This window comes from Pseudomonas fragi, assembly GCF_025426255.1.
Classification (GTDB): domain Bacteria; phylum Pseudomonadota; class Gammaproteobacteria; order Pseudomonadales; family Pseudomonadaceae; genus Aquipseudomonas; species Aquipseudomonas kulmbachensis.
The window spans coordinates 3360020-3385810 of record NZ_CP104861.1 but is presented as its reverse complement, the minus strand read 5'-3'; the positions used below and the strand labels follow the sequence as shown (position 1 = coordinate 3385810).

The window sequence follows — 25791 nt, the reverse complement described above, 5'->3', positions numbered from 1 at the left end:
AGTCTTCCTTATTGTTTGTGTTAACAGTCGATTGGCCAGACCTGGCGTCACTGTGATGGATTAATTGTATACAACTTTGCAATCAATTTGTAACCCTGATTTTTCCTATTTCTACCATGTCTGCTGCTGAAATAGTACTTGCAAGAAACTTGCCTGATTGGTCAGTTTATGGGGGTTAGGTCTATGGCCACTGTGGCTTTGCCAAGAAATGGCATGTAGGCCGCGTGGTTCAAGGGGGAGGCTGGATTGTGCTTTTTAATTGTGTACAATTTTTTTGATAAATGTCTTAATCATGTCTTCGCTGAGCCTTTTGGTGCGCTAAAGGGGTGCAGCTCCAGTTTTATTCACCGACTCGGGAGGTCGCACAATCTATGGGACGTTTGACTACGCACGTTTTGGATGCCGCACACGGCTGCCCGGGCAGCTCGATCAAGGTCGAGCTGTATCGGGTAGAAGGTTCAGGGCTGGAATTGGTGGCGACGGCGCTGACCAACAACGATGGCCGATGCGATACGCCCCTGCTGGAAGGTGATACGTACCGTTCCGGGGTTTATCAGTTGCAGTTCAGTGCCGGTGATTACTACCGCGCGCGGGGTGTGCAGCTGCCTGCACCTGCGTTTCTGGATGTGGTGGTGCTGCGTTTCGGGATCAGTGCCGAGCAGGATCACTACCATGTACCGCTGTTGATTTCGCCGTACAGCTACTCGACTTATCGCGGGAGCTAAAAGTTTTCGATCTGCGCATGTGGTTTTTTGCCCGCTCACACTGCGGGCTTTTTTTTGCCCGCAAACAAATAAGCTGTGGGAGCGGGCTTGCTCGCGATGGCGTCGATGCGGTCATCCAGAAAAACTGCGTCGCCCGTATCGCGAGCAAGCCCGCTCCCACAAATGCGGTGCTGTATCAGCGGCTCAACAGCGACGCCGTGCCCGCCACGCCAAACAGCCCGGCACTGACGCGGTTGAACCAGCTCTGGCCCTTGCCGCTGCGCAGATAGCCCGCCGCACCGTGTGCACCCAGGCCATAAGCCAGCTTGCACAGCAGGTCGAGCACGGTCCAGGTGGCGATCATCACCAGCAACTGGTTGAGGAAGGGCAGGTTGGGGTTCAGAAATTGCGGCAGGAAGGCGGCAAAGAACAGAATGTCTTTTGGATTGCTCGCACCCAGTACAAACGCGCGCCCAAACAGGGCGCTGAAGCGCGGTTTTGGTGCGGCTTCAGGTACATTGGTGACGGTGGCCGGCTGGCGCGACTGTTTCCAGCTTTGCCAGGCAAGGTAAAACAGATAGAGCGCACCGACGATCTTCAGGGCGCTGAAGAGTTTTTCCGAGGCCAGCAGCAAGGCGCCCAGACCCAGGGCCGAGGCGCTGAGCAGGCAAATCGAGGCAAACACACCGCCCAGAAAGGCCGGATACGAGCGACGCAACCCGTAGTTCAAGCTGTTGCTGATCATCAATAACGACAATGGCCCCGGAATCAGGATTACCACCAATGCCGCGCTGCTGAACAGCAGCCAGGTTTCCAGACTCATCACTTCCTCCCATGCAACAAAGGCCCCGCTTCATTGGCGGAGCCGGTTGATACCGCCCGGTTTACAGGTAAATAAACTTGGCGATGAAAATAGCGCAGAGCACCCACAAACTGACGGATATTTCGCGGTGTTTGCCGGTGCCCGCCTTGAGTGCGACATAGCTGATAAAACCCAGAGCGATCCCGTCGGCGACCGAGAAGGTCAGCGGCATCATGATCACGGTCACAATCGCCGGGATGCAGTCGGTGGGTTCGTCCCAGTTGATGTGCTGCATGCCGCCCATCATCAGCATCGCGACGTAAATCAGTGCGCCTGCCGTGGCATAAGCGGGGATCATGCCAGCCAGTGGGGCAAAGAACATCGCGGCCACAAACAACACGCCCACAGTGACGGCGGTAAGCCCGGTGCGCCCGCCTGCTGCGACACCCGCGGCGCTTTCGACGTAACTGGTGACCGGCGGTACACCGACCACCGCGCCGAACACGCTGGAGGCGCTGTCAGCCTTGAGCGCCCGTGACAGATTCTCGATCTTGCCGTCTGCCTTGACCAGCCCGGCTCGCTGGGCCACACCCATCAGGGTGCCTGCTGTGTCGAACATGTGTACAAACAGGAAGGCCAGTACCACGCTGATCATACTGATATTGAACACACCCTTGAGGTCCATGGCCATCCAGGTTGGCGCCAGGCTTGGCGGCGCTGACATGATGCCGTTGTAGTGCACCAGGTCCAGGCCCCAACCGGCCAGGGTGACGGCGATGATGCTGATCAGGATCGCGCCGAAAACCCGGTGATAGCTGAGAATTGCGATCATCAAAAAGCACACGGCGGCCAGCAGCGGGGCAGGGTCGCGCAACGAACCGAGCTTGATCAGGGTTGCCGGGCTGTCGACGATGATGCCCGAGGTTTTCAGGCCGATGATCCCTAGAAACAAGCCCACCCCTGCGCCCATTGCATAACGCAGGCTGACGGGAATGCTGTTGAGCAGCCATTCGCGTACCCGCGACAGGGTCAGAATCAGAAACAGCACGCCGGAGACAAAGACCGCGCCCAAGGCCGTCTCCCAGCTGTAGCCCATAGTGCCGACCACGGTGTAGGTGAAAAACGCATTCAGGCCCATGCCTGGCGCCAGCCCTACCGGCCAGTTGGCGTAGAGCCCCATCAGCAGGCTGCCGAGGGCGGCGGCGATACAGGTCGCGACAAAGGCGGCGCCGTGATCAATGCCAGCATCAGCCATGATGTTGGGGTTGACGAAGATGATGTAGGCCATGGTGATAAAGGTAGTCAGCCCGGCGATCAGCTCGGTTTTGACCGTGGTGCCATGCAGCGACAGTTTGAACAGACGCTCCAGCCAGCCACGGGGGGAGGGAGGTGAAAGTTCAGCGACGGGTATTTCATACTTTTGGCTGTCCACGGTAATTTCCTCAGGCTTTTATTGTTTTTAAGGGCACTGGGTGAGGCGGGCGACAGGTTTATTGACTTTTAGGTCAAGAACGCAGGCGAGATGAATTATGCTTTTGTATACAAATAAAGCAAATAATGTTTTCTAAATTGTGGACGAAGTGCCGGGTCGGCTACCCCGCAGGTTAGCCGTGGCGGCTTTGGCCCAATGCAAGATTGATCGCCAACCAGCCGTTAACCGCCTCGTCACCCGCCTGAGCGAACACTCGCTGGAGTAATTTGACCTGCTCGCGGCGCAGGTTTTTCTCGAAGGTCACGCCGTCAGCGGTCAGTTCCAGCAGGCGTTTGCGCTTGTCGGTCTCGGGCGCGACGCTACGCACCAGGTCCATTTCGATCAACTGCCGTAATGGCGTGTTGAGGGCCTGTTTACTCACACCCAGCAATGTCAGCAGTTCCTTGACGCTTACACCGGGGTGATGGGCGATAAAGAAAACAATGCGCTGATGCACCCGACTTAGCCCACGGCGTGCCAGCATTTCGTCCGCCTTGGCGGTAAATGCTTGATAGCCAAAGAAGAAGGCTTCCATGGCGGCGCGCTGAGTGGTCGGATTTTTAAGGTCAAGCATATTGACGTATCTAGGCTTCGCGGCGTAGTTTCGGTCAACCAGTTTGACTTATTTCCAATTACTTCCGCTACCGGTGATCTGTATGGCCTTCTCCGAACGTGTTTCCCGCCTGAAAAGCTCTTTGATTCGTGAAATTCTGGCTGCGGCCCAACGTCCGGAAGTCATGTCTTTCGCTGGCGGGCTACCGGCCGAGGCCATGCTGCCCAAAGTCGACTGGACCGATATGCCAGCCTCGATGGGTCAATACGGTATGAGCGAAGGCGAACCGGCATTGCGTGAAGTGCTGGCCGCAGAGGCCCGCGCACTGGGTGTTGATTGCGATGCGAGCCAGGTCATTGTGCTGAGTGGCTCGCAGCAAGCGCTGGATCTGGCTGCCAAGCTGTATATCGACAAGGGCACTGAAATCATGCTCGAAGCGCCGACCTACCTGGCGGCGCTGCAAATCTTCCAATTGTTCGGCGCCGAGTGCCTGAGCTTCCCGCTGCAAGCCGATGGCCCGGATCTGGCCGCGTTGCGTGTGCAGCTGGAAAAACACAAGCCAGCGTTCATCTACCTGATCCCGACGTTCCAGAACCCGTCTGCCGTGCGTTACAGCGAAACCAAGCGCGACGCGGTAGCGGCTTTGCTGGATGAGTTCGGCGTGACCCTGATTGAAGACGAACCCTACCGCGAACTGAATTTCGACGGTGGCAGCGCCACGCCGATTGTCAGCCGCTTGAAAAAAGCCAGCTGGATCTACACCGGCACCGTGTCCAAAACCTTGTTGCCAGGCCTGCGCGTTGGCTTCCTGATTGCCAGCCCGGACCTGTTCCCGCACCTGCTGCGCCTCAAGCAATCGGCAGACCTGCACACCAACCGTATCGGTCAATGGCAGGCTCTGCAGTGGATCGGCACCGAGAAAATGAGCAACCATCTGGCCGAACTGCGTGATTTCTATCGCGTGCGCCGTGACGGTTTTCAGCTGGCGCTGGAAGAACACTTCGCGGATCTGGCCGATTGGCATGTACCGCAGGGCGGGCTGTTCTTCTGGCTGACCCTCAAGCAGCCGTTTGATACCCGTACCTTGCTCAAGCCTGCACTGGAGCAGAACGTGGCATTTATGCCGGGTGAACCGTTCTTCGCCAACCCGGACCAGAACGTTGGCAGCCTGCGCCTGAACTTCAGTCACATCGACCCTGCGCGTCTGCACGAAGGTCTCAAGCGCCTGGCTAACGTGATTCGTCAGGCACAGGCTGCCCAGGCGGCCTAAAGGAGGCGCGATGCTCAAGGTTTATGGCGATTACAACTCGGGCAACTGCTACAAGATCAAGCTGATGCTGCATTTGCTGGGTCTTGAGTATCAGTGGTTCGCGGTGGATATTCTCAAGGGCGAAACCGAAACCCCGGAATTTCTGGCGAAAAATCCCAACGGCAAGGTGCCGGTGCTGGAACTGGAAGACGGTACGTGCCTGTGGGAGTCCAATGCGATTCTCAACTACCTGGCCGACGGTAGCGAGTTTTTGCCCGCGGAGCCGCGTTTGCGCACGCAAGTGCTGCAATGGCAGTTTTTCGAGCAGTACAGCCATGAGCCTTATATCGCGGTGGCACGTTTTATCCAGTTCTACCTGGGGCTGCCTGAGGAGCGTCTGGCGGAATACCGCAAGCTGCAGAAACGCGGTTACAAGGCGCTGGACGTAATGGAGCAACAGCTCAACCGCACACCATATCTGGTGGGTGAGCAGTACTCGATTGCGGACGTGACGTTGTATGCCTACACCCATGTGGCTGATCAGGGCGGGTTTGATCTGAGCAGCTATCCGGGTATTCAGGCCTGGCTTGCTCGGGTGGCCAGCCATCCGCGGCATGTGGGGATGCTTGACTAAAATCCCCTAAAGCCTGTTCGCGAAGGTGTCAGAAGCTTTCGCGAGCAGGCTCGCTCTCACTGAAAGTGCAGCTTAAACGTTGGCAAACCGTTGGTTCAGGTAATCAATAATGACCTTGGATTCATACATCCAGGTGGTCTTGCCATCTTCTTCTATGCGCAGGCACGGTACTTTGATCTTGCCGCCTTGTTCCAGCAGGGTCTGACGGTCCTGCTCGTTGTTCTTGGCATCACGCAGAGCTACCGGCACATTCAGGCGGCGCAGCGTGCGGCGGGTTTTTACACAGAACGGGCAGGCGTGGAACTGGTACAGGGTCAGACCCTTTGCAGCTTGATCAACCTGCGCCTGTGCGGCAGCTGGGCGCTTTTTTTTGCTCGGGCGGGTAATAAAATCGCCAGCGATGATGAGCTGACCCAGGCCTACGCGAAGCGCTTTGATAAACACAGTAAAAGCCTCATGGGCAAGAAAGAAGAGGCGCAGCTTACCTGAAAACACGCAGACGAAAAAAACCGGCGATAAACGCCGGCCTTTTTCGGTATGCCTGTTACTTGATCAGGCTGAGAAACTCGCTGCGCGTGGCCGCGTTCTCGCGGAACTCACCCAGCATCACCGAAGTGATCATCGACGAGTTTTGCTTCTCGACACCGCGCATCATCATGCACATGTGCTTGGCTTCAATCACCACTGCAACGCCCAAGGCGCCGGTGACTTGCATCACAGCGTCGGCGATTTGGCGGCTCAGGTTTTCCTGGATCTGCAGGCGACGAGCGTACATGTCGACAATGCGTGCCACTTTCGACAGGCCCAGCACTTTGCCGCTCGGAATATAAGCGACGTGGGCCTTGCCGATAAACGGCAGCAGGTGGTGTTCGCACAACGAGTACAGCTCGATGTCTTTCACCAGCACCATTTCGCTGTTGTCAGAGCTGAACAAGGCGCCGTTGGTGACTTCTTCCAGGGTTTGCTCATAGCCACGGCAAAGGTATTGCATGGCTTTGGCTGCACGCTTTGGCGTATCCAGCAGGCCTTCACGGGAAACGTCTTCGCCGAGTTGACCGAGGATCGCGGTGTAGTTTTGTTCCAGTGTCACAGGACTATATTCCATGCGGGTTTCAGAGTGGCACCTCATCGGGTCGTACCAATTTTATACCAATCACGCTGTTTTCGAGTTTCCCGAGCTCGCTCCAGTCTGCGCTGGAATTTAGCCATTTAGCATACGTTGGTAGCAACATTTGTACGCTGTGGCCTAGCTGATTGGCGATAAACGCAGGGTTCATGCCTGCCATGGGGCACATGGTAGCTTAGGTGTGCCTGCAGTTGTATTGTCTGCGCACCCTGATCTGCAGTTTTGAGCGGGCTTCCTGAAAAAAGTTGGCGGTTATGCCTGATCGATGGTCGACTGTTACGGTTGCGTACGTTGGGCAAGCTTGGTGGGCTCGTAGAGCCAGTCAGCATCGTTTTGAAAGGGGCGGGCATCATGTTTTGAGCTGTTGAGCGATTCAACTGCTGCAGTTTGCCGGTGATTTGGTTATGCATTTTGATTCTTCGGTGGTTGTCAGAATACCCCCCTGTGGCTGAAGCCGTACCGCTCTGAATATGATCGAGGTGCGTGAATACTTTTCGCGCGGGTAGACACGCTATTTTGTAATTCAATGCGGTCATTTTATCTTGTAAGTCATACCCTGGATTGCGCTCGTCGCTGCTCGCATCCCTGGAGTCATTATCGATCACGAATACAGGCATGGCTTTACCTTGCAAGGCCGTGTGCAAAAGTTGCAGGCAAGTTTTGGTCAATTCAAGTGACTTATAGTTGACCACTACAATGCTGTAGTTTTGTTTGTTTTATTAGCGGGGAGCTTCAGTCTGGAATGACGCCCGAGGGGCCAGCCAAGGCAGCGGCTTCAGTCAGAAATGTTGCAGCTTGCTTGTGCGATAACCCGCCTTGCCTGGCCAAGGTATTCAACCAGCCGGCCAATCGCGACACGCAGCGCGACTGCTGCGAGCCTATTGCGTGCATATGGTGGAACAACTGCGTCTGCAGCGCCGCGGGGGAGGTGGACACCACTTGCGGATGAAGCTCGACAGCAATTCGGGCGGCCAGTTGTGCCGTGTCTTCTGAGACGGTGCATAACTCACGTAAACAGTGCTCATAAGACGGCGTGACGGGTAACGGCATGACGGCATGTCCTGTTAATTGTAATGGGTCTGTACACGTAAGCCGGTAGCTGGAGCCTGGCAGGTTTCCTGGCCCAACTGAAAAGGTCCCCGCACCGGGCTTCGATGAAGAGATGTATTGGGCGCGAGAGTCATTTTCGGATAGGGCTATACCGCTGAACGGCCTTGTCCTGACTTGTTGCTCACCGGTGAAGACTGTATCGATGCACGGCTATTCGGAGCCAGGCTCAAGGGGGGCATCGTTTTCAGATTAACGGCCAATGAGTGAAGAACATGTGAAAGTCGGCAGGGCGCCTTGAACGAGGGGAGGGTGCGCGCAGAAGGCGCTTTGCCTGATTCTGGTAGTCAGGCACAACGCTGCAAGCTTGATGACAGGCTGTTACTCGTCGCGACCTTCCATCATGGTGCGCTTGAGCATCACATATACGGCGCCGGCGCCGCCGTGTTTGGCCTGGCAGGAACAAAAGCCCAGTACCTGTGAATGCTGGCGCAGCCAGGTATTGACGTGACTTTTAATCATCGGGCGCTTGCCGTCCAGGCGCACGGCCTTGCCATGAGTAACGCGTACACAGCGAACTTCAAGTTTGGTGGCTTCGCCGAGAAACTCCCAAAGGGTTTCGCGGGCTTTTTCGACCGTCATGCCATGCAGGTCAAGGCTGCCTTCGAAGCTGATCTGCCCGAGCTTGAGCTTGCGCATCTGGCTTTCTTGTACGCCGTCACGGGACCAGCTCAGCTGATCTTCGGGGCCCACATCAATCACGAACTGGTCAGACAGGCCGTCGATGATGGTCGCATTGGTACGTACGGTGGCTGACTGGCGCAATTTGGCCAACTGCGCACGGTCAGCTTTGGGTTTGCCGGTGTCGGCCCGATCATGCTTGATCGGTTTAACACCGCGAATTTCGGTTTTGAACAGGGAAAAGTCGTCGTCTTGCATGTCAGCCTCCGCGAAGGGCGGCTAGTTTACCCAAGTCGACGACGATCGGGCGGCGGATATGCTTCAGTCGTGCTTTTTCATCAAGTGCGCAGCCATACTCAGCCCGAGCGGTTGGCGCATAAGGCGACGTCGGCGACGCCACATCCAGATTCCTAGCCAGCAGATCAGCAAGCCGAGCACCAGTACCAACGATGCGCCTGCGGGGCTGGCGTTGAGCTCGCCCAGGGCGTTTGGATGGCCAATCAGGCTGGTAGCACCCGCAGCCGCCAACAGCGCGCCAAACAGGGCCAGCAGGGCTGCAAACGTCAGAGTCAGGCGTGCACGCCAGTTGCTGTGTGCCTTTGGGCGTAAGCGTCGAGCATCAAAACCATCGGAGATCTTCATTCCGATCTTTCCTTAAAGGGTATCGGCCCTTCGACAGGGACATGGGCAGGTTGTTCCTGAGTGTCGTGAAATTGGGCGCGCGTGCAGGTAGATGGTTGCAGATGGGCGGTTGGGGGACCGCCCTCGGAAGTGGGCTCAGATCAAATCAGGTTTTGAGTCAGCGTCAGGGTGGCGAAGTTGTCGTTCATGATCGCCATTTCGGCTTTCTGAACCTGCGCCGCACTGATGATGCCATCTGGAGTAGGCAGGTCCCGGGTGGCGCACGCATCTTCAACCAGGGTGCAGCGCAAGCCGTAGTCTTTGGCTGCTCGCACGGTGGTGCTGACGCTGGAATGGCTCATGAAACCGCAGACGATCACATCCAGGGAACCCAGGTTCTCCAGCGCCTTTTGCAGGCCTGTGTCGTTGAAAGCGTTGGGCATGCGTTTTTCGATAATCAGCTCATCGCCCTGGGGCTCCAGGCCCTTGATGAAAGCACCGCGCTCGCCCTGGGGGTCGAACATGCCGCCTACGGTGCCCAGGTGACGGATATGGATTACCGGACGCTTGGCCTTGCGGGCCGCCTCAAGCAAAAGGGCGATGTTGGCGGTGGCAGCATCCATACCGGACAAGGCCAGTGGCCCGTTCAGGTATTCATTTTGCGCATCGATGATCAGCAGGCTGGCGTTGCTCAGGTTGGCCGCGGCATAACCACGTCCTGTGAGTTGAAACATCGTCTTTAAAGCGGGCATTCGGGGGCTCCTTTGAATGGGGCTTTTGCGACATTCTCCACTGGCGGAGCGTTTATGTGAATGGCCTGTCGTGTAAGCGGCGTGGTTGTTGGCCTGTAGCCATGTCAAGGAGCAGCGCCAGAGCCGCAAAATGTACAAAGTGGAGCGATTTTGCCATTTTTTTGCAGGTGGTCTTACATTTTAAAACGGTCTTGCGTCTAACCGTCCGGCACAACTTTGGCGCGTAGAGGTTTGGCTGTTAGAATCGGCAATCGATTTTGAGGAGTAAGACCATTGATCACTTCCCGCCTGCGCACTCTGCGCGACCATATTCGCTGGGCCGTTAGCCACTTTCATGGGGAAGATCTGTTCTTTGGTCATGGCACCGACAACGCTTGGGACGAAGCCCGTCAACTGGTATTGGGTGCATTGAACCTGCCGTGGGAAATCGCGGACAGTTATCTCGATTGCCGTCTTGAAGACGATGAGCTGGTCAATCTGCAACATCTGCTCAAACGCCGGATTGAAGAGCGTGTACCTACTGCCTACCTGTTGGGTGAGGCCTGGTTCTGCGGCATGTCGTTTATTGTTGACGAGCGCGTCTTGATTCCGCGTTCGCCGATTGGTGAGTTGATCGAAAAACGCTTTGAACCGTGGTTTGGCACTGAGCCTGCGCGCATTCTCGACCTGTGCACCGGTTCGGGTTGTATCGGCATTGCGTGCGCCTATGAGTTCCCGAACGCTGAAGTGGTGCTGGCGGACTTGTCCTTTGAAGCCCTTGAAGTGGCCAATCAGAACATTGAGCGCCATGGTGTCGACGAGCGTGTGTACACGGTTCAGGGCGACGGCTTTGATGGCTTGCCGGGGCAGCGCTTTGACTTGATCGTGTCCAACCCGCCGTATGTCGATGCAGAAGATTTTGCCGACATGCCTGCCGAGTACCAGCATGAGCCGGAACTGGGCCTGGCCTGCGGCGATGATGGTCTGAACCTGGTGCGCCGGATGCTGGCCGAGGCGGCTGATCATCTGACCGAGAAGGGCCTGCTGATTGTTGAAGTGGGCAACAGTCAGGTTCACGTCGAGTCGCTGTACCCGGAGGTTGATTTTGCCTGGCTTGATTTCGAGCGCGGCGGTCATGGCGTGTTTATGCTGACTGCCGAGCAGTGCCGTGAGCATCAAGCGTTGTTTGCTTCGCGGGTTTGATCGTAGCCGCTGTCGAGCTCCGGCGAGGCAGCGATCGGCGACGTAGTCGTCGTGAAATCAGGCGTTATGGTGTGCCAGTTGAGTCCGGGACTCAGGGTTTGCGACTGCTGCGCAGCCGGACGCAGCCTCGTTCTACTCGTCAGCGGCTACAGGGCTACAGGGCTACAGGGCTACAGGGCTTCAGGCTGCAGTATCAGCGGTGGGTCGCAATCCAGATCAACAAGCCTGCCTGGAAGACCGTAAAGGCCACCAGGCAGGTGATGGTAAATCTCAGGCCAGTCTCTTCGCGCTGGTATCGGCTGAGTTTTTCATCTTTTTCGCGCAGTTTTACATCTTGTTCCAGCAGGTTCTGTTCGGCCTGCTGGAGCATGTGCGCAGCCTCCAGAATGTCCAGAATCTGCAGCTTTTCGGCGTTCCAGCTGTCCAGCAGTTCGCCTACCAGCACGTCTTCGATCCGTGCTTTCAGATACTGGGCGTCGGCATACACCACATCAAACCCATGCACACGCAAGAAATGATCGCGACGCAGGCGGCTGTCTTCGTTCAACGCGTCCCTGCTGGGCAGGTCGGTTCCGGCAATGCGGTACTGCGACCATCTCTTCTGCGCCCACAGTACGGCCTGGGCCAGCAGAAAACGGCCAATTCCGCGGTTCAGCGGTTCTACCTGCAAACCGCGTTCAGGGCTGATACGCACGCGGCGGGTGGTGTGGTCGACCCACACGTCAAGATGGTTTTGTTCACTGCGTACCCGCTGGCCAGGCAGCGAGAGAGTCAGGCGCAGCAGGCTGAGCTCCTTGCTGTGGCGCTCGGCAGAGCCGAACTGCACGAAGCGCAAGGGCCGCGCTCCCGTGCTGCGGTCGGTCTGCAAGGGGGCGAGACGCAGCATCCTGAAATGCTCAGGTTGCACGTCAGCCCAAGGCAGCGGCGGTGCTTCGGGCGTTGCCGCTGTCTCAGGCCCGGCGGGTTGTGATGGGGTGTCGCTCATAGCGGCTCAATCCTGTGCTAGCCCGAAATGTCAGCTAAGCAAAGGCGGCCGACACAGGTTTATCGGCCGTTATGCGCAGTACTGTAGGGCTGGCCCGCGTTCACTTTCGTGATAAAGCGCACAGTTCGGTCACCCAACTCACCAGCCAGCCGCTGATTGGGATCGTTGTACGACTGCACCTGGCGTTTCATGTCCATGGGCACGATGCGCATCACGTGGTTCATGCCATTGATCAGGGTCAGCACGGCATCGGGCTTGGCTGCCTTGAGCAGGCGCGCATCCTTGACCTCAACCTGAATGTCGTGAGTGCCCTGAATGATCAGCGCCGGCATTTTTAATGCAGCAAAGGCGGTAGCCGGGTTGTAGCGCAGCAGGCTGACCATGTACGGCTGCACGGAGGGGCGAAACACCAGTTGCAGGTCAGTGGGTACGTTGTCGTCGGTTTGGCCGGCCTCCAGAGTGCTGATCAGCTCAAAGCTGCGCTTGAGCAGGGCTGGTGGCAGGTGATTGCGTTGCAGTTGTTCGCGCAACAACACGCCGACCGGACGTCCCGTGCCCGCAATGGAGACCACCCCGGCGGCGCCAATTTTAGGTGCTGCCAGGCTGGCGATCAGTGCGCCTTCACTGTGCCCGAGCACAAACACCTTGCCAAAGCGCGGGTCGCTCTTGAGCTTGTTGCCCCAAGCGACGGCGTCGGAGACATATTGATCGAAGTTCAACTGACGCTCGTCGGGCCCGGCAGGCTGGCTTTGGGCAATGCCGCGCTTGTCGAAGCGCACACTGGCGATATTGCTCTGTGCCAGGCGCCATGCCAGTTTTTTCAGGCTGTCGTTACGCCCGCCAATAGGGTTGTTGCCATCGCGGTCAGTAGGGCCGGAGCCGGCAATGATCAGCACTACAGGCACGGGTTTGTCGCTCTTGGGTAGCACCAACGAGCCATACAGAGTGCCAGAGCCGGTATCCAGCTCAATGGGTCGCAGCAAGACATTAGAAGGAGGGGCCGCCAGGGCCTGGGTGCCGAACAGGGTCAGTGCTAAAAAGAGTATTCGAAGCATCATAGCGCCATCATTGTCTAATGTGCCGGTTGGACAAACCCGGATGAGTAAGGTTCGAGGATGAACTACAGAGGTAGCCTGCGTATACTGGCGCACTTAGTTATCTGGGATCTGTTCATGCTTTGTTGTGGCTGCAACAAAAAAACAGATTCCGGGCTGAATTCAATCGGCTGATTTTCGCGGAGCGCCCTGCATGTCCGGCAATACCTACGGCAAGCTGTTCACTGTCACCACCGCTGGCGAAAGCCATGGTCCGGCGTTGGTCGCCATTGTTGATGGCTGCCCGCCCGGGCTTGAGCTGTCTCTTGAAGACTTGCAGCGTGATCTGGATCGACGCAAACCCGGCACCAGTCGTCACACGACTCAGCGTCAGGAACCCGACGAAGTCGAAATCCTTTCCGGGGTTTTTGAAGGTCGCACCACCGGTTGCGCCATCGGCCTGCTGATCCGCAACACCGATCAGAAGTCCAAGGACTATTCGGCGATCAAGGACCTGTTCCGCCCATCCCACGCCGATTACACCTACCACCACAAATACGGTGAGCGCGATTACCGTGGTGGCGGTCGCAGCTCGGCCCGCGAAACGGCCATGCGGGTAGCCGCAGGTGCAATTGCCAAGAAGTATCTGGCAACCCAGGGCATCGTGATTCGTGGCTACATGAGCCAGTTGGGCCCGATTGAAATTCCGTTCAAGACCTGGGATTCAGTCGAAGAAAACGCCTTTTTCAGCCCCGATCCGGACAAAGTGCCCGAGCTTGAGGCCTACATGGATCAACTGCGCCGTGACCAGGACTCGGTCGGTGCCAAGATCACCGTAGTCGCCGAAGGCGTGATTCCAGGTTTGGGCGAGCCGATTTTCGATCGTCTGGATGCCGAGCTGGCCCATGCGCTGATGAGCATCAACGCGGTCAAAGGCATTGAAATTGGCGCCGGTTTTGCCAGCGTTGCCCAGCGCGGCACCGAGCACCGCGACGAGATGACCCCTGAAGGCTTCCTTAGCAACAACGCAGGCGGCATTTTGGGCGGCATTTCGTCTGGTCAGCCGATCGTTGCGCATTTGGCCCTCAAGCCAACGTCGAGCATCACCACGCCGGGTCGTTCGATCGATGTTCATGGCAATCCGGTGGATGTGATCACCAAGGGCCGCCATGACCCGTGCGTTGGCATTCGTGCCACGCCGATTGCCGAAGCGATGATGGCCATCGTGTTGATGGACCATCTGCTGCGTCATCGTGGCCAGAACGCTGATGTGCGAGTGAGCACACCAGTGCTGGGCCAGTTGTAATGCAAGGGCTGTTGAGCGCTACGGTCTGACGGCCGTGGCGACACTTCCTTACTGGCGCCTGTCAGGGTTCTATCTTTTCTATTTCGCTTTGCTCGGCGCGACAGCGCCGTTTCTGGCGCTGTACTTCCATCACCTTGGCTTCTCCAGCGCACGCATAGGCGAGCTGGTTGCCATCCCGATGCTGATGCGTTGCGTGGCCCCCAACCTGTGGGGCTGGCTGGGCGACTACACCGGCCAGCGTCTGTTGATCGTGCGTTTGGGTGCGCTGTGTACCTTGCTCAGTTTTGCGCTGATTTTTGTTAGCCAGAGTTACGTCTGGCTGGCGCTGGTGATGGCGTTGCACGCGTTCTTCTGGCACGCCGTGTTGCCGCAATTTGAAGTCATCACCTTCGCCCACTTGCGTGAGCAGCCTGAACGCTACAGTCAGATTCGCCTGTGGGGCTCTATCGGCTTCATTCTTACCGTGGTGATTTTGGGGCGCCTGTTCGAGTGGCTGAGCCTGGATATCTACCCGGTAGCGTTGATCGTAATCATGGCCGGGATTGTGTTGTGCAGCCTCTGGGTGCCGAACGCGCAGCCTTCAAGTCAGGGACGAAAGCTCATCGCGGGTGGTTTTTTAAAGCAGCTGTGCAGTCCGGGCGTGCTGGCGTTTTATGCCTGTGTCGCGTTGATGCAAATGAGCCACGGACCGTATTACACCTTCCTGACCTTGCACCTTGAAGACCTTGGTTACAGCCGTGGCGTGATTGGCTTGCTCTGGGCCTTGGGGGTGGTTGCCGAAGTGCTGATGTTTTTGGCCATGCGCCGCATCCTGCTGAAGTTCTCGGTGCGGCGGGTGTTGATGTTCAGCTTTATGCTGGCCGCCTTGCGCTGGCTGCTGTTGGGGTCTTTTGCCGAGCACTTGTGGGTGCTGTTGTTGGCGCAGCTGCTGCACGCCGCAACCTTCGGCAGTTTTCATGCATCGGCCATGACCTTTGTGCAGCGCAGTTTCGGCCCCGGCCAACAAGGGCAGGGCCAGGCCCTGTATGCCACGTTGGCCGGTATCGGCGGAGCTGTGGGGGCGCTGTACTCCGGCTACAGCTGGAACACGCTGGGCCCCGCTATCACCTTTAGTATGGCAAGCCTCGCAGCGTTGGCCGCAGCCGTTATCATTGGCACTCGACTGCAAGAGGACAGGCCATGAGCCTTATCCGTGAACACCTGAGCCTGGATATCATTGAAGCCTTCGAACTCCTGTTTGAAGGCGAACTGAAAACCCGCGCAGTACTCAATCGTTAACGCTGACTTCGTTGTGAAGAAGCCCATCACTTGATTTGACCGGTATGCCTGAGCGGTCTGTAAAAGCCGAGTGCGCGCCGAAGCCGAGGAACCACGCCCCATGAGCAGCCTGTCCGTTTATCACGTATCGAGCCCCGAGCTACCGAACAAGGTGCTGACCCACCTTGAAGACATCGCCTCCACGCTGGCCGAGCAGGGTGTGCGCTTTGACCGTTGGCAGGCGGGCGCGCCAATTCAGCCGGGTGCCAGTCAGGAACAAGTGATCAGCGCCTATCGCCCCCAGATTGACCGGCTGATGAGCGAGGGTGGCTATGTCGCCGTTGACGTGATCAGCCTCAATAGCGATCACCCGCAAAAAGCCGAACTGCGCGCCAAATTCCTCGATGAGCATCGTCATGCCGAAGATGAGGTGCGTTTTTTCGTCGCCGGACGTGGGCTGTTTACGCTGCACATTGAAGATTATATTTATGCAGTTTTGTGCGAAAAGAACGACCTGATCTCAGTGCCAGCAGGCACGCGGCACTGGTTCGATATGGGCGAGCATCCGCATTTTGTTGCCATCCGGCTGTTCAAAAACCCTGAAGGCTGGGTCGCGGACTTTACTGGCGAAGACATCGCCAATCATTTCCCGCGCCTCGAAGATTAATCACGCTCCCACGCTGCTCATCACGCTGCTCATGTTGTTGCAGGAGATGATCCGGTTTGCCTGGATCATTCCAGGGGTGCGACTGCTGCACACAGTAAAAAAGCCAGCGAATGCTGGCTTTTTTGTATGTGGCATTCACGGTTTAGCGGCTGTGATAAGTCGGCAGGGCGAAGCGATGCTGGCTTTGCAGCAGCGAAATGGTCGGCAGCTCACTGGCTGAGCCCGCCAGGTCGCGGCGAATAGCGCTGATGGCCCAAGTCAATTGCTCTGCGGTGTGCAGTTGCGCGTAAGAAAGTGTGCGCTGGGTCTGCTTGCCATCGCTGTCACACAGGGTCAGCAACACGCCGCCATCGGGGCGGGGCTTGACGGTCACGGTGTGGTTGGAGAACAACGATGCGAATTTTTCCTGGATCATGCTCATGTGTTCAGCTCCATAGCTCTTGAAGGGCTTGTATGGAGTAGAAGGTGCAGTGATTGTGCCATCATTGATTTTTTAAAAAATCGTTTAAAATCAGCTACTTATATTTTTGCGCAAATCAATGAGTCGTGCATTCTGCATGAATGGGCATCGTGCATCCTGCATTTTGCCATGTGCGTATCAATCTTTGACCGTTGATTAATTGTCTCTATGAGCATCTTGAGTAAAAAAGGGATGACACATTTGCTCCGTCTCAGGAAACTAGGTTTTTTTGTAACGAACGTGGAGCCTTACATGTCAGACGACAAGCCAGCAGACCAAAACCGGCAGATGACCCCAGAAGAGGCCGCCGACTTTGCCGAGCAGGTGTTCAACAAGGCGCGCGACGGCGATGCTGCGATGCTGGCAGCCTTGCTGAGCAAGGGCTTACCCGCCAATTTGCGCAATCACAAGGGCGATACCCTGTTGATGCTGGCCAGCTATCACGGGCACGTAGAGGCCGTTAAGGTTTTGCTGGAGCACAATGCCGATCCTGAAATCCGCAACGACAACGGCCAAAGTCCGATTGCCGGTGCAGCTTTCAAGGGCGATCTGGAGATGGTCAAAACTTTGGTCGAGGGCGGCGCGCAAGTAGAAGGCGCTTCGTTTGATGGCCGGACTGCGTTGATGATGGCCGCGATGTTCAACCGCACGCCGATCATTGATTACCTGGTCAGCAAGGGTGCCGATCCAAAAGCCAAGGACGCCAACGGCATTACGGCACTGGATGCGGCCAAGACCATGGGAGCTACCGAGGCGGTAGCTCAACTCGAGAAGCTGCTGGGCTGATTGCCCTTGAAGGGCGCAATTGTTATATCCTTCGCGCCCTTAATTTTCCTTGTGACAGGCCTCGCCCATGAAAACCACTCTCGTTGAACTCATCAGCAAAATCAGCTCTGGGTGCATGGGCGACGATGAAATCGCCGCGATTGCTGATGAGGCGGCTCAAGCGTACGCCGACCAGGCTGGGTTTCTGGCTGCCAACCCGGACATCAACTACGACGACAGCTTCCCCATCCCATTGGGTGAGTGGGTGGTTGTGGGCAGCCTGCCGGATACAGTCTTGTTTCAGGCAGACACCTACATGGATCTGTTTGCCCAGATCGTCGACTCGTTTGGCCCGGGCGTAGCGTTCAATATCAAGCCCAAACAGCTGGCCAAGACCGAGCCGCTGACGGCACTGAACCGGATTCAGATCCAGATGGGCAGCATGAACCCGCAAAATGGTGGCTATGTGTTGCTGAACCTCAGCCAGCCGCTGGATGATGAAATCCAGGTGGTGCTGGTTTACGGCAATGACGTGCCGCGCGTACTCGAGCTGTGCGCAGAAGCCGGTATTGCTGCGGCACCTTCGCTGGAAGCCTTGAAAGTGGCAGTGCACGTCTGACGCCGGGCCAGTGCAATAAAAAACTGAACCCCGGCCACGGGTGACTATCCTATGTGCACAAGTACTCACTCAGGAGCGTCATCATGGGTTCAACCTTTAATGGTCTGATTGGTCTGATCATTCTGGCTCTGGATATCTGGGCCATCATCAATGTGCTCAAAAGCGGTGCCGGGACCGGGGCGAAAATCCTCTGGGTGTTGTTGATCCTCTTCCTGCCGGTACTGGGGCTGGTCATTTGGGCCATCGCCGGGCCGCGGGGCAATGTGCGCATTTAAGTTGGCCAGTTGTCAGCTGGCAGCCAACACGCCAAGCAACGATTAAGCTTCTGTAATAGTAACAAAGGGCCTGATGGCCCTTTTTTATGTTTCAAAATGTGCTCTGCACGAAATTTTCACGGTATCTTTAAGACAATTCGCGCGCATTTTTCTGCTCGATCGACTCGTTAAACGGCTCTGGCTTGGTATTTAGCAGTCAGTCGACGGCCAAATTTTGCGTAATAGAGAGCGATGCACCCGTGGCAAGCCACCGGTGATAAAGCCACTTCAACTTGAACCAATGGGTCCTAAAACGACATGGCAAACCCGGACGCCCCAAGACAACAACACGCGGCCACGCGTATGTTGCAACCGACTGTCAAATCGCATCTGGCGTTTACGCTGCTCTGTGCCTTGATCATGATGGTGATGTTCACCCTGCTGCGGGTGGCATTGCTGGTTTATAACCGGGAAATGATCCTCGATACCCCGGCCTCTACTTTCCTTGAAGCGTTCGCCAACGGCTTGCGTTTTGACATTCGTATTGTTGTCTACTTCAGCATTCCTCTGCTGCTGGCGCTGCTCAGCGTCAAGGCAATGGCTGCGCGCGGCGTGCTGCGCTTCTGGCTGACTGCTGCCAGCAGTCTGGCGCTGTTTCTGGGCCTGATGGAGATGGACTTCTATCGTGAATTCCATCAACGCCTTAACGGTCTGGTTTTCCAGTACGTGAAGGAAGACCCGAAAACCGTGATGAGCATGCTCTGGTATGGCTTCCCGGTCGTGCGTTACCTGCTGGCCTGGGCTGTTGGCACCGTCATTTTGTACTTTGCCTTCCGAGGCGCTGACCGCGTAACTCGCTCCAGCTCGACCGTGGCTACTGCAGGCGGATCCCGTGCCGTAGCGCCTTGGTATGGCCGCGTTGCGGTGTTTGTGGTGCTGCTGTTGGTGTGTGTGGTGGCTGCTCGCGGTACTTTGCGCCAAGGTCCTCCGCTGCGCTGGGGTGATGCCTACACAACAGACTCCAACTTCGCTAACCAATTGGGTCTGAACGGCTCTCTGTCCCTGATTGCAGCAGCCAAAAGCCGCTTCGGTGATGACCGCGCCAATACCTGGAAGGCCACGCTGGAACAGCCGGTAGCTCAACAAACCGTGCGCGATATGTTGCTGACCGCGAACGACAAGCTGGTCGATCCGGACACTGCTGCTGTACGTCGTGATACCACGCCGCCTGCGGAAAAAACCCTGCCGATCAAGAACGTTGTCGTGATCCTGATGGAAAGCTTCGCCGGTCACTCGGTGGGCGCGCTAGGTCGTCCGGGCAATATCACGCCGTACTTCGACAACCTGTCCAAGGAAGGCTTGCTGTTTGAGCGCTTCTTCTCCAACGGCACCCATACCCACCAGGGCATGTTTGCCACCATGGCCTGCTTCCCGAACCTGCCGGGCTTTGAATACCTGATGCAGACCCCGGAAGGCAGCCACAAGCTGTCTGGCCTGCCAGAGCTGCTTAGCGCACGCAAGTTCGATGACGTGTATGTCTACAACGGCGATTTTGCCTGGGACAACCAGTCAGGTTTCTTCAGCAACCAGGGGATGACCACTTTTGTTGGTCGTAACGATTTCGTTGACCCGGTGTTCTCTGATCCTACTTGGGGCGTGTCCGATCAGGACATGTTCAATCGTGGCCTGGAAGAGCTGAAAAAGCGTGAAGGCAAAGAGCCTTTCTATGCGTTGCTGCAAACCCTGTCCAACCACACGCCGTATGCCTTGCCTACGCCGTTGCCGGTTGAGCCGGTGACGGATCGTGGTTCGCTCAACGAGCATTTGACCGCGATGCGTTACTCGGACTGGGCGTTGGGCCAGTTCTTCGAAAAAGCGCGCAAAGAGCCATATTTCAAGGAAACCCTGTTTGTGGTGGTCGGTGACCACGGCTTCGGCAACGAACAGCAGATATCCGAGATGGACCTTGGGCGTTTTAACGTGCCATTGCTGCTGATCGGTCCTGGCATTCAGGAAAAATTTGGGGCCCGTACTGACATTGTGGGGACTCAGGTCGACATCGTGCCAACCATCATGGGCCGTTTGGGTGGCGAGTTCCGTCAGCAATGCTGGGGTCGTGACCTGCTCACTCTGCCTGAAGGCGACAAGGGCAGCGGTGTGATCAAGCCGTCTGGCAATGACCAGACAGTGGCGATCATCAGTGACGACCAGTTGCTGGTTCAGCCCAAGGATATGCCGCCCAAGATTTGGCAGTACAAGTTGGGTGCCAATGCTGAAGCCAAAGTGGTGACCGATTCGCCGGACGAAGCCGTGCTTAAACAGAAGCTCGAATCCTTCCTGCAAACCGCGACCAAAAGCCTGCTGGATAACACCGCAGGTGTGGCTGATCCGAAGTAATCAGCCATGTGAATAAAAAAGAGGCCTAAGGGCCTCTTTTTTATTGTGTTACGGGCGTCAAATTTTGCCGAGTAAAAGCAATATCAACAGTACAACCAGCACGGTCCCGATGATGCCCGAGGGTCCATACCCCCAGCTCTTTGAGTGCGGGAACACAGGGAGCCCGCCAACTAGCAGCAAAATCAGGATGATCAGAAGAATCGTGGTCATGGGCATTTCCTTCTTGATGTGTTCCGTCAACGTTGAAGTTCTACGGGGCGCCGCTTTAGGAACAAGGATGGGCAGTGCTTACAAAATCCGACTCGACTGCCAGGTGAATAATTCAACTTTTTCTACCTTGGGCTCAAAAACAGTTCTGTCTTGATCGCCAGCCAGCCCGCAGGTAGGGTGGCGCGCTGCATATCCGGAGGCATCACGCATGCTTAATTACGTTTGGTTTTTTTTGGCAGCTCTGTTTGAAATTGCCGGTTGCTATGGCTTTTGGATGTGGTTGCGCCAAGGCAAGAGCGCATGGTGGGCATTGCCCGCGCTGTTGAGCCTGGTGCTGTTTGCCCTGCTGTTGACAAAAATCGAGGCGACCTATGCCGGGCGCGCCTATGCCGCTTATGGCGGGATTTATATTGTGACGTCCATTGCCTGGCTGGCGGTCGTGGAGCGTGTACGACCGTTGAGTTCTGACTGGATAGGGGTTGGGCTGTGTGTGATTGGCGCGACCATTATCTTGCTGGGGCCGCGCTTTTCAACGCCGTAAAAGACACGATTCGGCGACTGCGCTGTAGGAGTTAACCGATGCAGTAGTAGGCCTGCGCTGAATTCTCTTGTAGGGATTGAAGGGTGATTTTATGCCGTGCAGTCTTTGTGGCTACCCACCCTTCAGGATAAGAGTCATGCAGATACTGAGTTGTGCTGCCGGTGAGCGTATTTCAATCGGGCAAGACATTTACGTGTGCATCATTGCTGTGAACAGCAACAGCATTCGTTTGGGGGTCGAGGCCCCCAGGCATGTCAGTGTTCATCGATCAGAGATTTATGAGCGGATAAAAAGCCAGCGGGCAGGGCGCCTGGTCATTGGTCCCCTTGCCAAGGGTTAATCAAAGAACTCTTTTGGCACTGCGTGCTTGGGCATGAGCTGGCATTGCTGGCTTTCGAGGTCAAAGAAAATGACCGCCTGGCCTTTGCTCAGTGCATGCCGAACCCGCAGCACACGGGTCTCCTGGGGGGTGTCATCGCCGTTGTCAGTGCCATCGCGACTTACGAAGTCTTCGATCAGACGGGTGAGGGTGTCAGGTTCAAGCTGGTCGTAAGGAATAAGCATGGGGTTTCTCGTAAGTGGGCGGGTGCAATGCGCTTAAATCGATTTGTCACGGTTATCCCAATAGCGCTGTGCCAGCTCAAAGGCTTGCTCCCGCGGTGTACCCAGCCCGCGTAATGCCAGGGCCATAGTCGAGAGCAGGGCCAGTTGCGGGTAGCTGTCTTCAACTTCGCCACGCCATAGCGCCTTAAGGTGCTCGGGCTCCAGCGACGCCGGTTTTACGTGACGTTGCGCAGACAATGCCGGCCACTCTTCGTCCCAACTGACTCCCGCCGTAGTGCCGTAAAGATGGCTCAGGGTGTCGGGATTGATTTCAACTTCGCCGCCATCGCCTTTGACCACAATGCTGGTGTCCCCCAGCAACCCGCTAGCCTCACGATGCACGCTTTGATACCCAGGGTGGAAGATGCTTTGCAGGCCGCAGCGGGCACTCAACGGGTTAAGAATGCGTGCCAGTGAGTGAATCGGCGAACGCAGGCCCAAGGTGTTACGCAGATCAATCATGCGCTGCAATTGCGGCGCCCAGTCCTGCAGTGGCATAAATGCCAGGTTGCCTGTATCCAGAGCCTCGCTAACGCTTTGCCAGTTGCGGCACAGTGGAATGGCCAGCTCGTCGAGAAGTTGCTCGCTGTACAGTCGGCCCGCGGTATGGGCGCCACCGCCATGCATAAAAATACGCACGCCATTTTGCGCCAGGCACTTGGCGGCCAACAGATACCAGGGCAGGTGCCGTTTTTTACCTGCGTAAGTCGGCCAGTCAATGTCGACACTGATCGCGGGCGCCATCAGACGCTCCCTCACTGCCTCAGTGAAACCGGCCATTTCCTCGGGGCTTTCTTCCTTGTGCCGCAGCAACATCAGGAAGGCGCCCAATTGCGTGTCTTCTGCTTTTTCGTCGAGCAACATACCCATTGCCTCGCGAGCTTCTTCGCGGGTCAGATTGCGGGCACCACGTTTGCCTTTGCCCAGGATGCGCACAAATTGCGCAAAAGGGTGTTCGGCTGGAGTTTCGAGAGTCAGCGCAGCGGGAGTGTTCATAGGCAATTGGTCGGCTTGGGCAGGCCCGCCAGCTTAGCGGCGAGTTTGGCTGGGGTGCCATTAAACAGTCGGTTGAGGTGCAGGCTGTTGCCTTTGTCAGGCCCCAGTTTAAGCGCGGTGTACTTGATTAGCGGGCGCGTGGCAGGCGACAGCTCAAACTCCTGATAGAAGCTGCGCAGCAACTCGAGGATTTCCCAGTGCTCAGGGCTTAACTCAAGCCCTGCTTGCGCGGCCAATGCCTGAGCAACCTCGGCAGACCAATCGTTGAGATCGAGCAAGTAGCCGTCTTTGTCCAGCTCGATATTTTTACCATTGAGTGTGAGCGTATTCATAGCCAGCTGTTGACCTTGTCATAACGAATCGACAGTTCGACGAAGGCCGGGTAATCCACACATGTTGCCCATTGCGGGCAATCAAGATTGCGCGCCAGCAAGTCCTCCTCAAGGATAAACACGGTTTTCTCCTGAAGGGGCGTCAGAGCGCTGCCTTGAGGCAGTACGGCATATACCGCGTCACCGCTAAGCAGTAAGGCATCGTCGCTACCCAGCAAGCGCAGGCAGCTACCCAGACGGGTGTCGGAAAAGGGTGAGTGGCTCAGAACGTGTAGGGTCGACATCAGAGAGTGATCACTTGGTCGTAACGGTCAATAAGTGCGCGGACTTCTTCAGTCGACAGCGACTGCACATCAGCTACCGCAAGCCCTGCGGGAGTGATGCCGCGTTCGCTCAAACTGTGGTTGCAGGCATACAAATCGTCTACGCCGAACATGGTCAGGGCTTGCAGGTTGGCCGAGAGGTTCTTCTGCTCAATGGCGGCGGCATTTTGATTCGCCAGCAGCTGAAAAATACCGTCATCCAAAAACAGCAGGCCAATCGGCAGATCAAACGCACCGCCGGCCAGCACAATATCCAGTGCTTCCTTCGCGCCGGGGCCAGACCAGGGCGCCTGTCGGCTGATAATCAACAGCGACTTGGACATATCAAGGCCCTCCGAAGCAGATCAGTCGATCAGCCGTTTGAATGGCATCGTGTAATTGCCCAAGTCCCGACAACTCCCACGGAGCTTTCAGGTTGACCCCGGGCCGTTGGTAGCGTGCGGCTTCGTCTTCATTCAGCACACCACGGCGCAAGGCGGCGGCAATGCAGACCACACCATCGAGCTGATGCTGGCTGACGAACGTCGCCCATTGTTGCGCGATATCCTGCTCGTCTTGCGGCGTCACAATATTGCTCGAAGCGCTGTGCACGCCATCTTGATAGAAGAACAACCGAACAATTTCATGGCCGCTAGCCAGCGCTGCCTCGGCAAAGCGTAGGGCTCGGCGGGAAGAGGGCGCATGGGCCGCAGAATAAAGGGCAATGGCAAATTTCATGGTGGGCTCTGTCAGCAAATCTGCGGCAATGATAAAGCCAGATGCCTCAAGATGCTTGCAGCAGACAACAAAAAGCCCGCCGAAGCGGGCTTTTGCGTAGCGGATGTCGATCAGTCGTCGCGGCTCATGATGCCGAAAATTTGCAGCAGGCTGATAAACAGGTTGTAGATCGACACATACAGGCTGATGGTGGCCATGATGTAGTTGCGCTCACCGCCATGAATGATGGCGCTGGTCTGGAACAGAATGCAGACCGAAGAGAACAGTACGAAGCCAGCGCTGATCGCCAGTTGCAGGCCGCTGATCTGGAAGAAGAAGCTCGCCAGTGTCGCGCCCAGCAGAACAAAGAAACCGGCAGTGATAAAACCGCCCAGGAAGCTCATGTCCTTGCGAGTGATCAGCACATAGGCAGACAGGCCGCCAAACACCAGGGCCGTCATTGCAAATGCCGAACTAACCACCTCGGCGCCGCCCTGCATGCCCAGGAAACGATTCAGAATCGGGCCCAGCAAGAAACCCATGAAACCGGTCAGGGCAAAAGCGGACACCAGGCCCCATGCCGAATCACGAAGCTTGTTGGTCAAGAAAAACAGACCGTAAAAACCGATCAGTACAACAAAAATATTAGGGTAACCGACCCGCATCTGCTGCGAGACATAAGCCATCACACCGCTGAAAGCGAGGGTAAGGGCCAGCAAACCGTACGTGTTGCGCAGGACGCGGCTAACTTCTAGCTGCTCGGCCTGCACGCTGTTATTAACGGCGTAATCCTGTTCGCGCATGGCGATACTCCTGTGGTTGGAAATGTTAAGTAGCAAAGATCATAGCAGAGGCTCTGAAACAAGCGATCAAGAGAGTTTGACAACGTGTTTCATTCAGGTATTATGGCCCCCGCAACAACGGTAGGCAGTGTGGCTGGATGGTTTAAGGCGAAAGTCTGAAGCCGCCGATTGTATCAGGTACGGGGGTCTTATCTCTGGTACTTTTTACTTGCACGCTAGCGGTTGTTGAGTTTGAAGTACGGGAAATTGGCAGAGTGGTTGAATGCACCGGTCTTGAAAACCGGCGAACGTTAATAGCGTTCCCAGGGTTCGAATCCCTGGTTTCCCGCCAAATTTAAAGATAAAGCCTCGACTCGTCGGGGCTTTGTCGTTTCTGGGGTTTGGGACTGAAAACAGAAGAATAGGCATGAGTTCCGAAGCTTTGCCTATTTGGAGGGCTTGGCGGTCTCCCGGTTTTTCCTTCGCCTCCAGTTCGGGTCGCTTCAAGCGGGCCTTGCTCAAGTCGCTTCCCGGTGGGATCTTCTTGCCAGTGGCATCCCTGTAGTAATAGCCAACCCACACTTTGCCGTTCTTGCGCCTTTCTATCCACCCGCGCCGGCGGCGTGGTTTATGGCGCCCATAGAGCCCAGCTGCCCCTGTGTATGCTCAAAATTGGTGATCAACGACTGATTGCGCAGATCTGCGAGGCCTACGTCAAAGAAATTTCTGCCACAAGGTAAAA

At 56.4% G+C, this 25791-nt stretch carries 33 protein-coding genes, 1 tRNA gene and 1 pseudogene; 14 read left to right on the top strand and 21 right to left on the bottom strand.

The features are described 5' to 3' along the window. Positions 1–371 precede the first annotated feature (371 nt). Positions 372–725, top strand: a complete 354-nt coding sequence (gene uraH, locus N7D90_RS15700) for a hydroxyisourate hydrolase (protein ID WP_261738868.1) — start codon at positions 372–374, stop codon at positions 723–725. A gap of 175 nt (positions 726–900) precedes the next feature. Here uraH and N7D90_RS15695 read toward each other — a convergent pair whose 3' ends face one another. The 3 genes from N7D90_RS15695 to N7D90_RS15685 all read right to left on the bottom strand — a co-directional run bounded on the left by N7D90_RS15695 (position 901) and on the right by N7D90_RS15685 (position 3551). After that, the gene (locus tag N7D90_RS15695) at positions 901–1527 is read right to left on the bottom strand and encodes a LysE family translocator (RefSeq protein ID WP_261738867.1); all 627 of its coding nucleotides are present in this window, start codon (positions 1525–1527) and stop codon (positions 901–903) included. Between the two features lie 61 nt (positions 1528–1588). After that, the gene (locus tag N7D90_RS15690; protein ID WP_410011848.1) at positions 1589–2938 is read right to left on the bottom strand and encodes an NCS2 family permease; all 1350 of its coding nucleotides are present in this window, start codon (positions 2936–2938) and stop codon (positions 1589–1591) included. A gap of 172 nt (positions 2939–3110) precedes the next feature. Then, positions 3111–3551, bottom strand: coding sequence for a MarR family winged helix-turn-helix transcriptional regulator (locus N7D90_RS15685; RefSeq protein WP_261738866.1), 441 nt, complete (start codon positions 3549–3551; stop codon positions 3111–3113). A gap of 82 nt (positions 3552–3633) precedes the next feature. Here N7D90_RS15685 and N7D90_RS15680 point away from each other — a divergent pair, with 82 nt between their 5' ends. Further along, positions 3634–4800: a PLP-dependent aminotransferase family protein gene (locus N7D90_RS15680; RefSeq protein ID WP_261738865.1), complete on the top strand. Its 1167-nt coding sequence runs from the start codon at positions 3634–3636 to the stop codon at positions 4798–4800. 10 nt (positions 4801–4810) lie between these two features. Beyond that, positions 4811–5413 (top strand): glutathione S-transferase family protein, encoded by a 603-nt coding sequence (locus N7D90_RS15675; protein WP_261738864.1) that lies wholly within the window; start codon positions 4811–4813, stop codon positions 5411–5413. A gap of 72 nt (positions 5414–5485) precedes the next feature. Here N7D90_RS15675 and N7D90_RS15670 read toward each other — a convergent pair whose 3' ends face one another. The 7 genes and pseudogenes from N7D90_RS15670 to N7D90_RS15635 form a co-directional block, all read right to left on the bottom strand. After that, a complete protein-coding gene (locus N7D90_RS15670; RefSeq protein WP_261738863.1) occupies positions 5486–5857 on the bottom strand; it encodes a glutathione S-transferase N-terminal domain-containing protein in 372 nt (123 codons plus the stop codon). Between the two features lie 100 nt (positions 5858–5957). Next, positions 5958–6503, bottom strand: coding sequence for a GTP cyclohydrolase I FolE (gene folE, locus N7D90_RS15665; RefSeq protein WP_019826593.1), 546 nt, complete (start codon positions 6501–6503; stop codon positions 5958–5960). Positions 6504–6525: 22 nt separating this feature from the next. Beyond that, a pseudogene (locus N7D90_RS15660) lies at positions 6526–6792 on the bottom strand (site-specific integrase); the annotation flags it as partial. A gap of 479 nt (positions 6793–7271) precedes the next feature. Continuing rightward, positions 7272–7589 (bottom strand): hypothetical protein, encoded by a 318-nt coding sequence (locus tag N7D90_RS15650; protein ID WP_261738862.1) that lies wholly within the window; start codon positions 7587–7589, stop codon positions 7272–7274. Positions 7590–7967: 378 nt separating this feature from the next. Next, on the bottom strand, positions 7968–8525 hold the full coding sequence (locus tag N7D90_RS15645; RefSeq protein ID WP_261738861.1) for a Smr/MutS family protein: 558 nt from the start codon (positions 8523–8525) through the stop codon (positions 7968–7970). 63 nt (positions 8526–8588) lie between these two features. Further along, on the bottom strand, positions 8589–8909 hold the full coding sequence (locus N7D90_RS15640) for a hypothetical protein (protein ID WP_261738860.1): 321 nt from the start codon (positions 8907–8909) through the stop codon (positions 8589–8591). 140 nt (positions 8910–9049) lie between these two features. Beyond that, the gene (locus N7D90_RS15635; protein WP_261738859.1) at positions 9050–9640 is read right to left on the bottom strand and encodes a cysteine hydrolase family protein; all 591 of its coding nucleotides are present in this window, start codon (positions 9638–9640) and stop codon (positions 9050–9052) included. A gap of 273 nt (positions 9641–9913) precedes the next feature. On the opposite strand from N7D90_RS15635, the gene prmB reads away from it, so the two are divergent. After that, positions 9914–10822 carry a 50S ribosomal protein L3 N(5)-glutamine methyltransferase gene (gene prmB, locus N7D90_RS15630; protein ID WP_261738858.1) on the top strand — a complete coding sequence of 303 codons (909 nt, stop codon included), beginning with the start codon at positions 9914–9916 and terminating at the stop codon, positions 10820–10822. Positions 10823–11015: 193 nt separating this feature from the next. On the opposite strand, the gene N7D90_RS15625 is transcribed toward prmB, so the two are convergent. Both N7D90_RS15625 and N7D90_RS15620 read right to left on the bottom strand, forming a co-directional pair. Continuing rightward, entirely contained in the window at positions 11016–11807 is a 792-nt protein-coding gene (locus N7D90_RS15625) for a hypothetical protein (RefSeq protein WP_261738857.1), read from the bottom strand. A 59-nt stretch (positions 11808–11866) separates the two neighbouring features. Then, entirely contained in the window at positions 11867–12865 is a 999-nt protein-coding gene (locus N7D90_RS15620; RefSeq protein WP_261738856.1) for an alpha/beta hydrolase, read from the bottom strand. Positions 12866–13055: 190 nt separating this feature from the next. Between N7D90_RS15620 and aroC the strand changes: the two genes are divergently transcribed. The 3 genes from aroC (at position 13056) to N7D90_RS15605 (ending at position 16071) form a co-directional block, all read left to right on the top strand. Then, the gene (aroC, locus tag N7D90_RS15615; protein ID WP_261738855.1) at positions 13056–14147 is read left to right on the top strand and encodes a chorismate synthase; all 1092 of its coding nucleotides are present in this window, start codon (positions 13056–13058) and stop codon (positions 14145–14147) included. Positions 14148–14181: 34 nt separating this feature from the next. Continuing rightward, positions 14182–15330 carry an MFS transporter gene (locus tag N7D90_RS15610; RefSeq protein WP_261738854.1) on the top strand — a complete coding sequence of 383 codons (1149 nt, stop codon included), beginning with the start codon at positions 14182–14184 and terminating at the stop codon, positions 15328–15330. Between the two features lie 195 nt (positions 15331–15525). Then, a complete protein-coding gene (locus tag N7D90_RS15605) occupies positions 15526–16071 on the top strand; it encodes a 1,2-dihydroxy-3-keto-5-methylthiopentene dioxygenase (protein ID WP_261738853.1) in 546 nt (181 codons plus the stop codon). A 142-nt stretch (positions 16072–16213) separates the two neighbouring features. Here the strand turns inward: N7D90_RS15605 and N7D90_RS15600 are convergent, their stop codons facing one another. After that, a complete protein-coding gene (locus N7D90_RS15600) occupies positions 16214–16492 on the bottom strand; it encodes a DUF3509 domain-containing protein (RefSeq protein WP_261738852.1) in 279 nt (92 codons plus the stop codon). 291 nt (positions 16493–16783) lie between these two features. Between N7D90_RS15600 and N7D90_RS15595 the strand changes: the two genes are divergently transcribed. The 4 genes from N7D90_RS15595 (at position 16784) to N7D90_RS15580 (ending at position 20566) form a co-directional block, all read left to right on the top strand. Further along, the gene (locus tag N7D90_RS15595) at positions 16784–17317 is read left to right on the top strand and encodes an ankyrin repeat domain-containing protein (protein ID WP_261738851.1); all 534 of its coding nucleotides are present in this window, start codon (positions 16784–16786) and stop codon (positions 17315–17317) included. Positions 17318–17384: 67 nt separating this feature from the next. Then, positions 17385–17915 (top strand): hypothetical protein, encoded by a 531-nt coding sequence (locus tag N7D90_RS15590; RefSeq protein ID WP_261738850.1) that lies wholly within the window; start codon positions 17385–17387, stop codon positions 17913–17915. Between the two features lie 83 nt (positions 17916–17998). After that, positions 17999–18190, top strand: coding sequence for a PLD nuclease N-terminal domain-containing protein (locus N7D90_RS15585; protein WP_261738849.1), 192 nt, complete (start codon positions 17999–18001; stop codon positions 18188–18190). A 297-nt stretch (positions 18191–18487) separates the two neighbouring features. Then, a complete protein-coding gene (locus N7D90_RS15580; RefSeq protein ID WP_261738848.1) occupies positions 18488–20566 on the top strand; it encodes an LTA synthase family protein in 2079 nt (692 codons plus the stop codon). Between the two features lie 57 nt (positions 20567–20623). Here N7D90_RS15580 and N7D90_RS15575 read toward each other — a convergent pair whose 3' ends face one another. Continuing rightward, positions 20624–20782, bottom strand: coding sequence for a DUF3309 domain-containing protein (locus N7D90_RS15575; RefSeq protein ID WP_261738847.1), 159 nt, complete (start codon positions 20780–20782; stop codon positions 20624–20626). A gap of 202 nt (positions 20783–20984) precedes the next feature. Between N7D90_RS15575 and N7D90_RS15570 the strand changes: the two genes are divergently transcribed. Both N7D90_RS15570 and csrA read left to right on the top strand, forming a co-directional pair. Next, positions 20985–21317 carry a YnfA family protein gene (locus N7D90_RS15570; protein WP_261738846.1) on the top strand — a complete coding sequence of 111 codons (333 nt, stop codon included), beginning with the start codon at positions 20985–20987 and terminating at the stop codon, positions 21315–21317. 136 nt (positions 21318–21453) lie between these two features. Further along, a complete protein-coding gene (gene csrA / locus N7D90_RS15565; RefSeq protein WP_261738845.1) occupies positions 21454–21657 on the top strand; it encodes a carbon storage regulator CsrA in 204 nt (67 codons plus the stop codon). Here the strand turns inward: csrA and N7D90_RS15560 are convergent. From N7D90_RS15560 to N7D90_RS15530, 7 genes are all read right to left on the bottom strand, one after another. Then, positions 21654–21881, bottom strand: coding sequence for a YheU family protein (locus N7D90_RS15560; protein ID WP_016781468.1), 228 nt, complete (start codon positions 21879–21881; stop codon positions 21654–21656). The genes csrA and N7D90_RS15560 overlap by 4 nt on opposite strands. 33 nt (positions 21882–21914) lie before the next feature. After that, a complete protein-coding gene (locus tag N7D90_RS15555; RefSeq protein WP_261738844.1) occupies positions 21915–22916 on the bottom strand; it encodes a glycosyl transferase family protein in 1002 nt (333 codons plus the stop codon). Next, on the bottom strand, positions 22913–23248 hold the full coding sequence (locus N7D90_RS15550) for a TusE/DsrC/DsvC family sulfur relay protein (RefSeq protein ID WP_261738843.1): 336 nt from the start codon (positions 23246–23248) through the stop codon (positions 22913–22915). The genes N7D90_RS15555 and N7D90_RS15550 overlap by 4 nt, the downstream gene beginning before the upstream one ends. Continuing rightward, a complete protein-coding gene (gene tusB, locus N7D90_RS15545; RefSeq protein WP_261738842.1) occupies positions 23245–23532 on the bottom strand; it encodes a sulfurtransferase complex subunit TusB in 288 nt (95 codons plus the stop codon). The genes N7D90_RS15550 and tusB overlap by 4 nt, the downstream gene beginning before the upstream one ends. Next, positions 23532–23894 carry a sulfurtransferase complex subunit TusC gene (gene tusC / locus N7D90_RS15540; protein ID WP_261738841.1) on the bottom strand — a complete coding sequence of 121 codons (363 nt, stop codon included), beginning with the start codon at positions 23892–23894 and terminating at the stop codon, positions 23532–23534. Before tusC ends, tusB begins: the two co-directional genes overlap by 1 nt. Position 23895: 1 nt before the next feature. After that, positions 23896–24288 (bottom strand): sulfurtransferase complex subunit TusD, encoded by a 393-nt coding sequence (gene tusD / locus N7D90_RS15535; RefSeq protein ID WP_261738840.1) that lies wholly within the window; start codon positions 24286–24288, stop codon positions 23896–23898. 110 nt (positions 24289–24398) lie between these two features. Next, a complete protein-coding gene (locus N7D90_RS15530; RefSeq protein ID WP_261738839.1) occupies positions 24399–25070 on the bottom strand; it encodes a Bax inhibitor-1/YccA family protein in 672 nt (223 codons plus the stop codon). Positions 25071–25310: 240 nt separating this feature from the next. Here N7D90_RS15530 and N7D90_RS15525 point away from each other — a divergent pair. Beyond that, a tRNA-Ser gene (locus N7D90_RS15525) sits at positions 25311–25401 on the top strand. The last annotated feature ends 390 nt before the right edge of the window (positions 25402–25791 follow it).

What these genes read in the sequence shown, in the direction of transcription:
- uraH (WP_261738868.1), top strand. Translation starts at nt 372, where the DNA reads ATGGGACGTTTGACTACGCACGTTTTGGATGCCGCACACGGCTGCCCG.
- N7D90_RS15695 (WP_261738867.1), bottom strand. Translation starts at nt 1,527, where the DNA reads ATGAGTCTGGAAACCTGGCTGCTGTTCAGCAGCGCGGCATTGGTGGTA.
- N7D90_RS15685 (WP_261738866.1), bottom strand. Translation starts at nt 3,551, where the DNA reads ATGCTTGACCTTAAAAATCCGACCACTCAGCGCGCCGCCATGGAAGCC.
- N7D90_RS15680 (WP_261738865.1), top strand. Translation starts at nt 3,634, where the DNA reads ATGGCCTTCTCCGAACGTGTTTCCCGCCTGAAAAGCTCTTTGATTCGT.
- N7D90_RS15675 (WP_261738864.1), top strand. Translation starts at nt 4,811, where the DNA reads ATGCTCAAGGTTTATGGCGATTACAACTCGGGCAACTGCTACAAGATC.
- N7D90_RS15650 (WP_261738862.1), bottom strand. Translation starts at nt 7,589, where the DNA reads ATGCCGTTACCCGTCACGCCGTCTTATGAGCACTGTTTACGTGAGTTA.
- N7D90_RS15645 (WP_261738861.1), bottom strand. Translation starts at nt 8,525, where the DNA reads ATGCAAGACGACGACTTTTCCCTGTTCAAAACCGAAATTCGCGGTGTT.
- N7D90_RS15640 (WP_261738860.1), bottom strand. Translation starts at nt 8,909, where the DNA reads ATGAAGATCTCCGATGGTTTTGATGCTCGACGCTTACGCCCAAAGGCA.
- N7D90_RS15635 (WP_261738859.1), bottom strand. Translation starts at nt 9,640, where the DNA reads ATGCCCGCTTTAAAGACGATGTTTCAACTCACAGGACGTGGTTATGCC.
- N7D90_RS15625 (WP_261738857.1), bottom strand. Translation starts at nt 11,807, where the DNA reads ATGAGCGACACCCCATCACAACCCGCCGGGCCTGAGACAGCGGCAACG.
- N7D90_RS15620 (WP_261738856.1), bottom strand. Translation starts at nt 12,865, where the DNA reads ATGATGCTTCGAATACTCTTTTTAGCACTGACCCTGTTCGGCACCCAG.
- aroC (WP_261738855.1), top strand. Translation starts at nt 13,056, where the DNA reads ATGTCCGGCAATACCTACGGCAAGCTGTTCACTGTCACCACCGCTGGC.
- N7D90_RS15605 (WP_261738853.1), top strand. Translation starts at nt 15,526, where the DNA reads ATGAGCAGCCTGTCCGTTTATCACGTATCGAGCCCCGAGCTACCGAAC.
- N7D90_RS15600 (WP_261738852.1), bottom strand. Translation starts at nt 16,492, where the DNA reads ATGAGCATGATCCAGGAAAAATTCGCATCGTTGTTCTCCAACCACACC.
- N7D90_RS15595 (WP_261738851.1), top strand. Translation starts at nt 16,784, where the DNA reads ATGTCAGACGACAAGCCAGCAGACCAAAACCGGCAGATGACCCCAGAA.
- N7D90_RS15590 (WP_261738850.1), top strand. Translation starts at nt 17,385, where the DNA reads ATGAAAACCACTCTCGTTGAACTCATCAGCAAAATCAGCTCTGGGTGC.
- N7D90_RS15585 (WP_261738849.1), top strand. Translation starts at nt 17,999, where the DNA reads ATGGGTTCAACCTTTAATGGTCTGATTGGTCTGATCATTCTGGCTCTG.
- N7D90_RS15580 (WP_261738848.1), top strand. Translation starts at nt 18,488, where the DNA reads ATGGCAAACCCGGACGCCCCAAGACAACAACACGCGGCCACGCGTATG.
- N7D90_RS15575 (WP_261738847.1), bottom strand. Translation starts at nt 20,782, where the DNA reads ATGCCCATGACCACGATTCTTCTGATCATCCTGATTTTGCTGCTAGTT.
- N7D90_RS15570 (WP_261738846.1), top strand. Translation starts at nt 20,985, where the DNA reads ATGCTTAATTACGTTTGGTTTTTTTTGGCAGCTCTGTTTGAAATTGCC.
- csrA (WP_261738845.1), top strand. Translation starts at nt 21,454, where the DNA reads ATGCAGATACTGAGTTGTGCTGCCGGTGAGCGTATTTCAATCGGGCAA.
- N7D90_RS15560 (WP_016781468.1), bottom strand. Translation starts at nt 21,881, where the DNA reads ATGCTTATTCCTTACGACCAGCTTGAACCTGACACCCTCACCCGTCTG.
- N7D90_RS15555 (WP_261738844.1), bottom strand. Translation starts at nt 22,916, where the DNA reads ATGAACACTCCCGCTGCGCTGACTCTCGAAACTCCAGCCGAACACCCT.
- N7D90_RS15550 (WP_261738843.1), bottom strand. Translation starts at nt 23,248, where the DNA reads ATGAATACGCTCACACTCAATGGTAAAAATATCGAGCTGGACAAAGAC.
- tusB (WP_261738842.1), bottom strand. Translation starts at nt 23,532, where the DNA reads ATGTCGACCCTACACGTTCTGAGCCACTCACCCTTTTCCGACACCCGT.
- tusC (WP_261738841.1), bottom strand. Translation starts at nt 23,894, where the DNA reads ATGTCCAAGTCGCTGTTGATTATCAGCCGACAGGCGCCCTGGTCTGGC.
- tusD (WP_261738840.1), bottom strand. Translation starts at nt 24,288, where the DNA reads ATGAAATTTGCCATTGCCCTTTATTCTGCGGCCCATGCGCCCTCTTCC.
- N7D90_RS15530 (WP_261738839.1), bottom strand. Translation starts at nt 25,070, where the DNA reads ATGCGCGAACAGGATTACGCCGTTAATAACAGCGTGCAGGCCGAGCAG.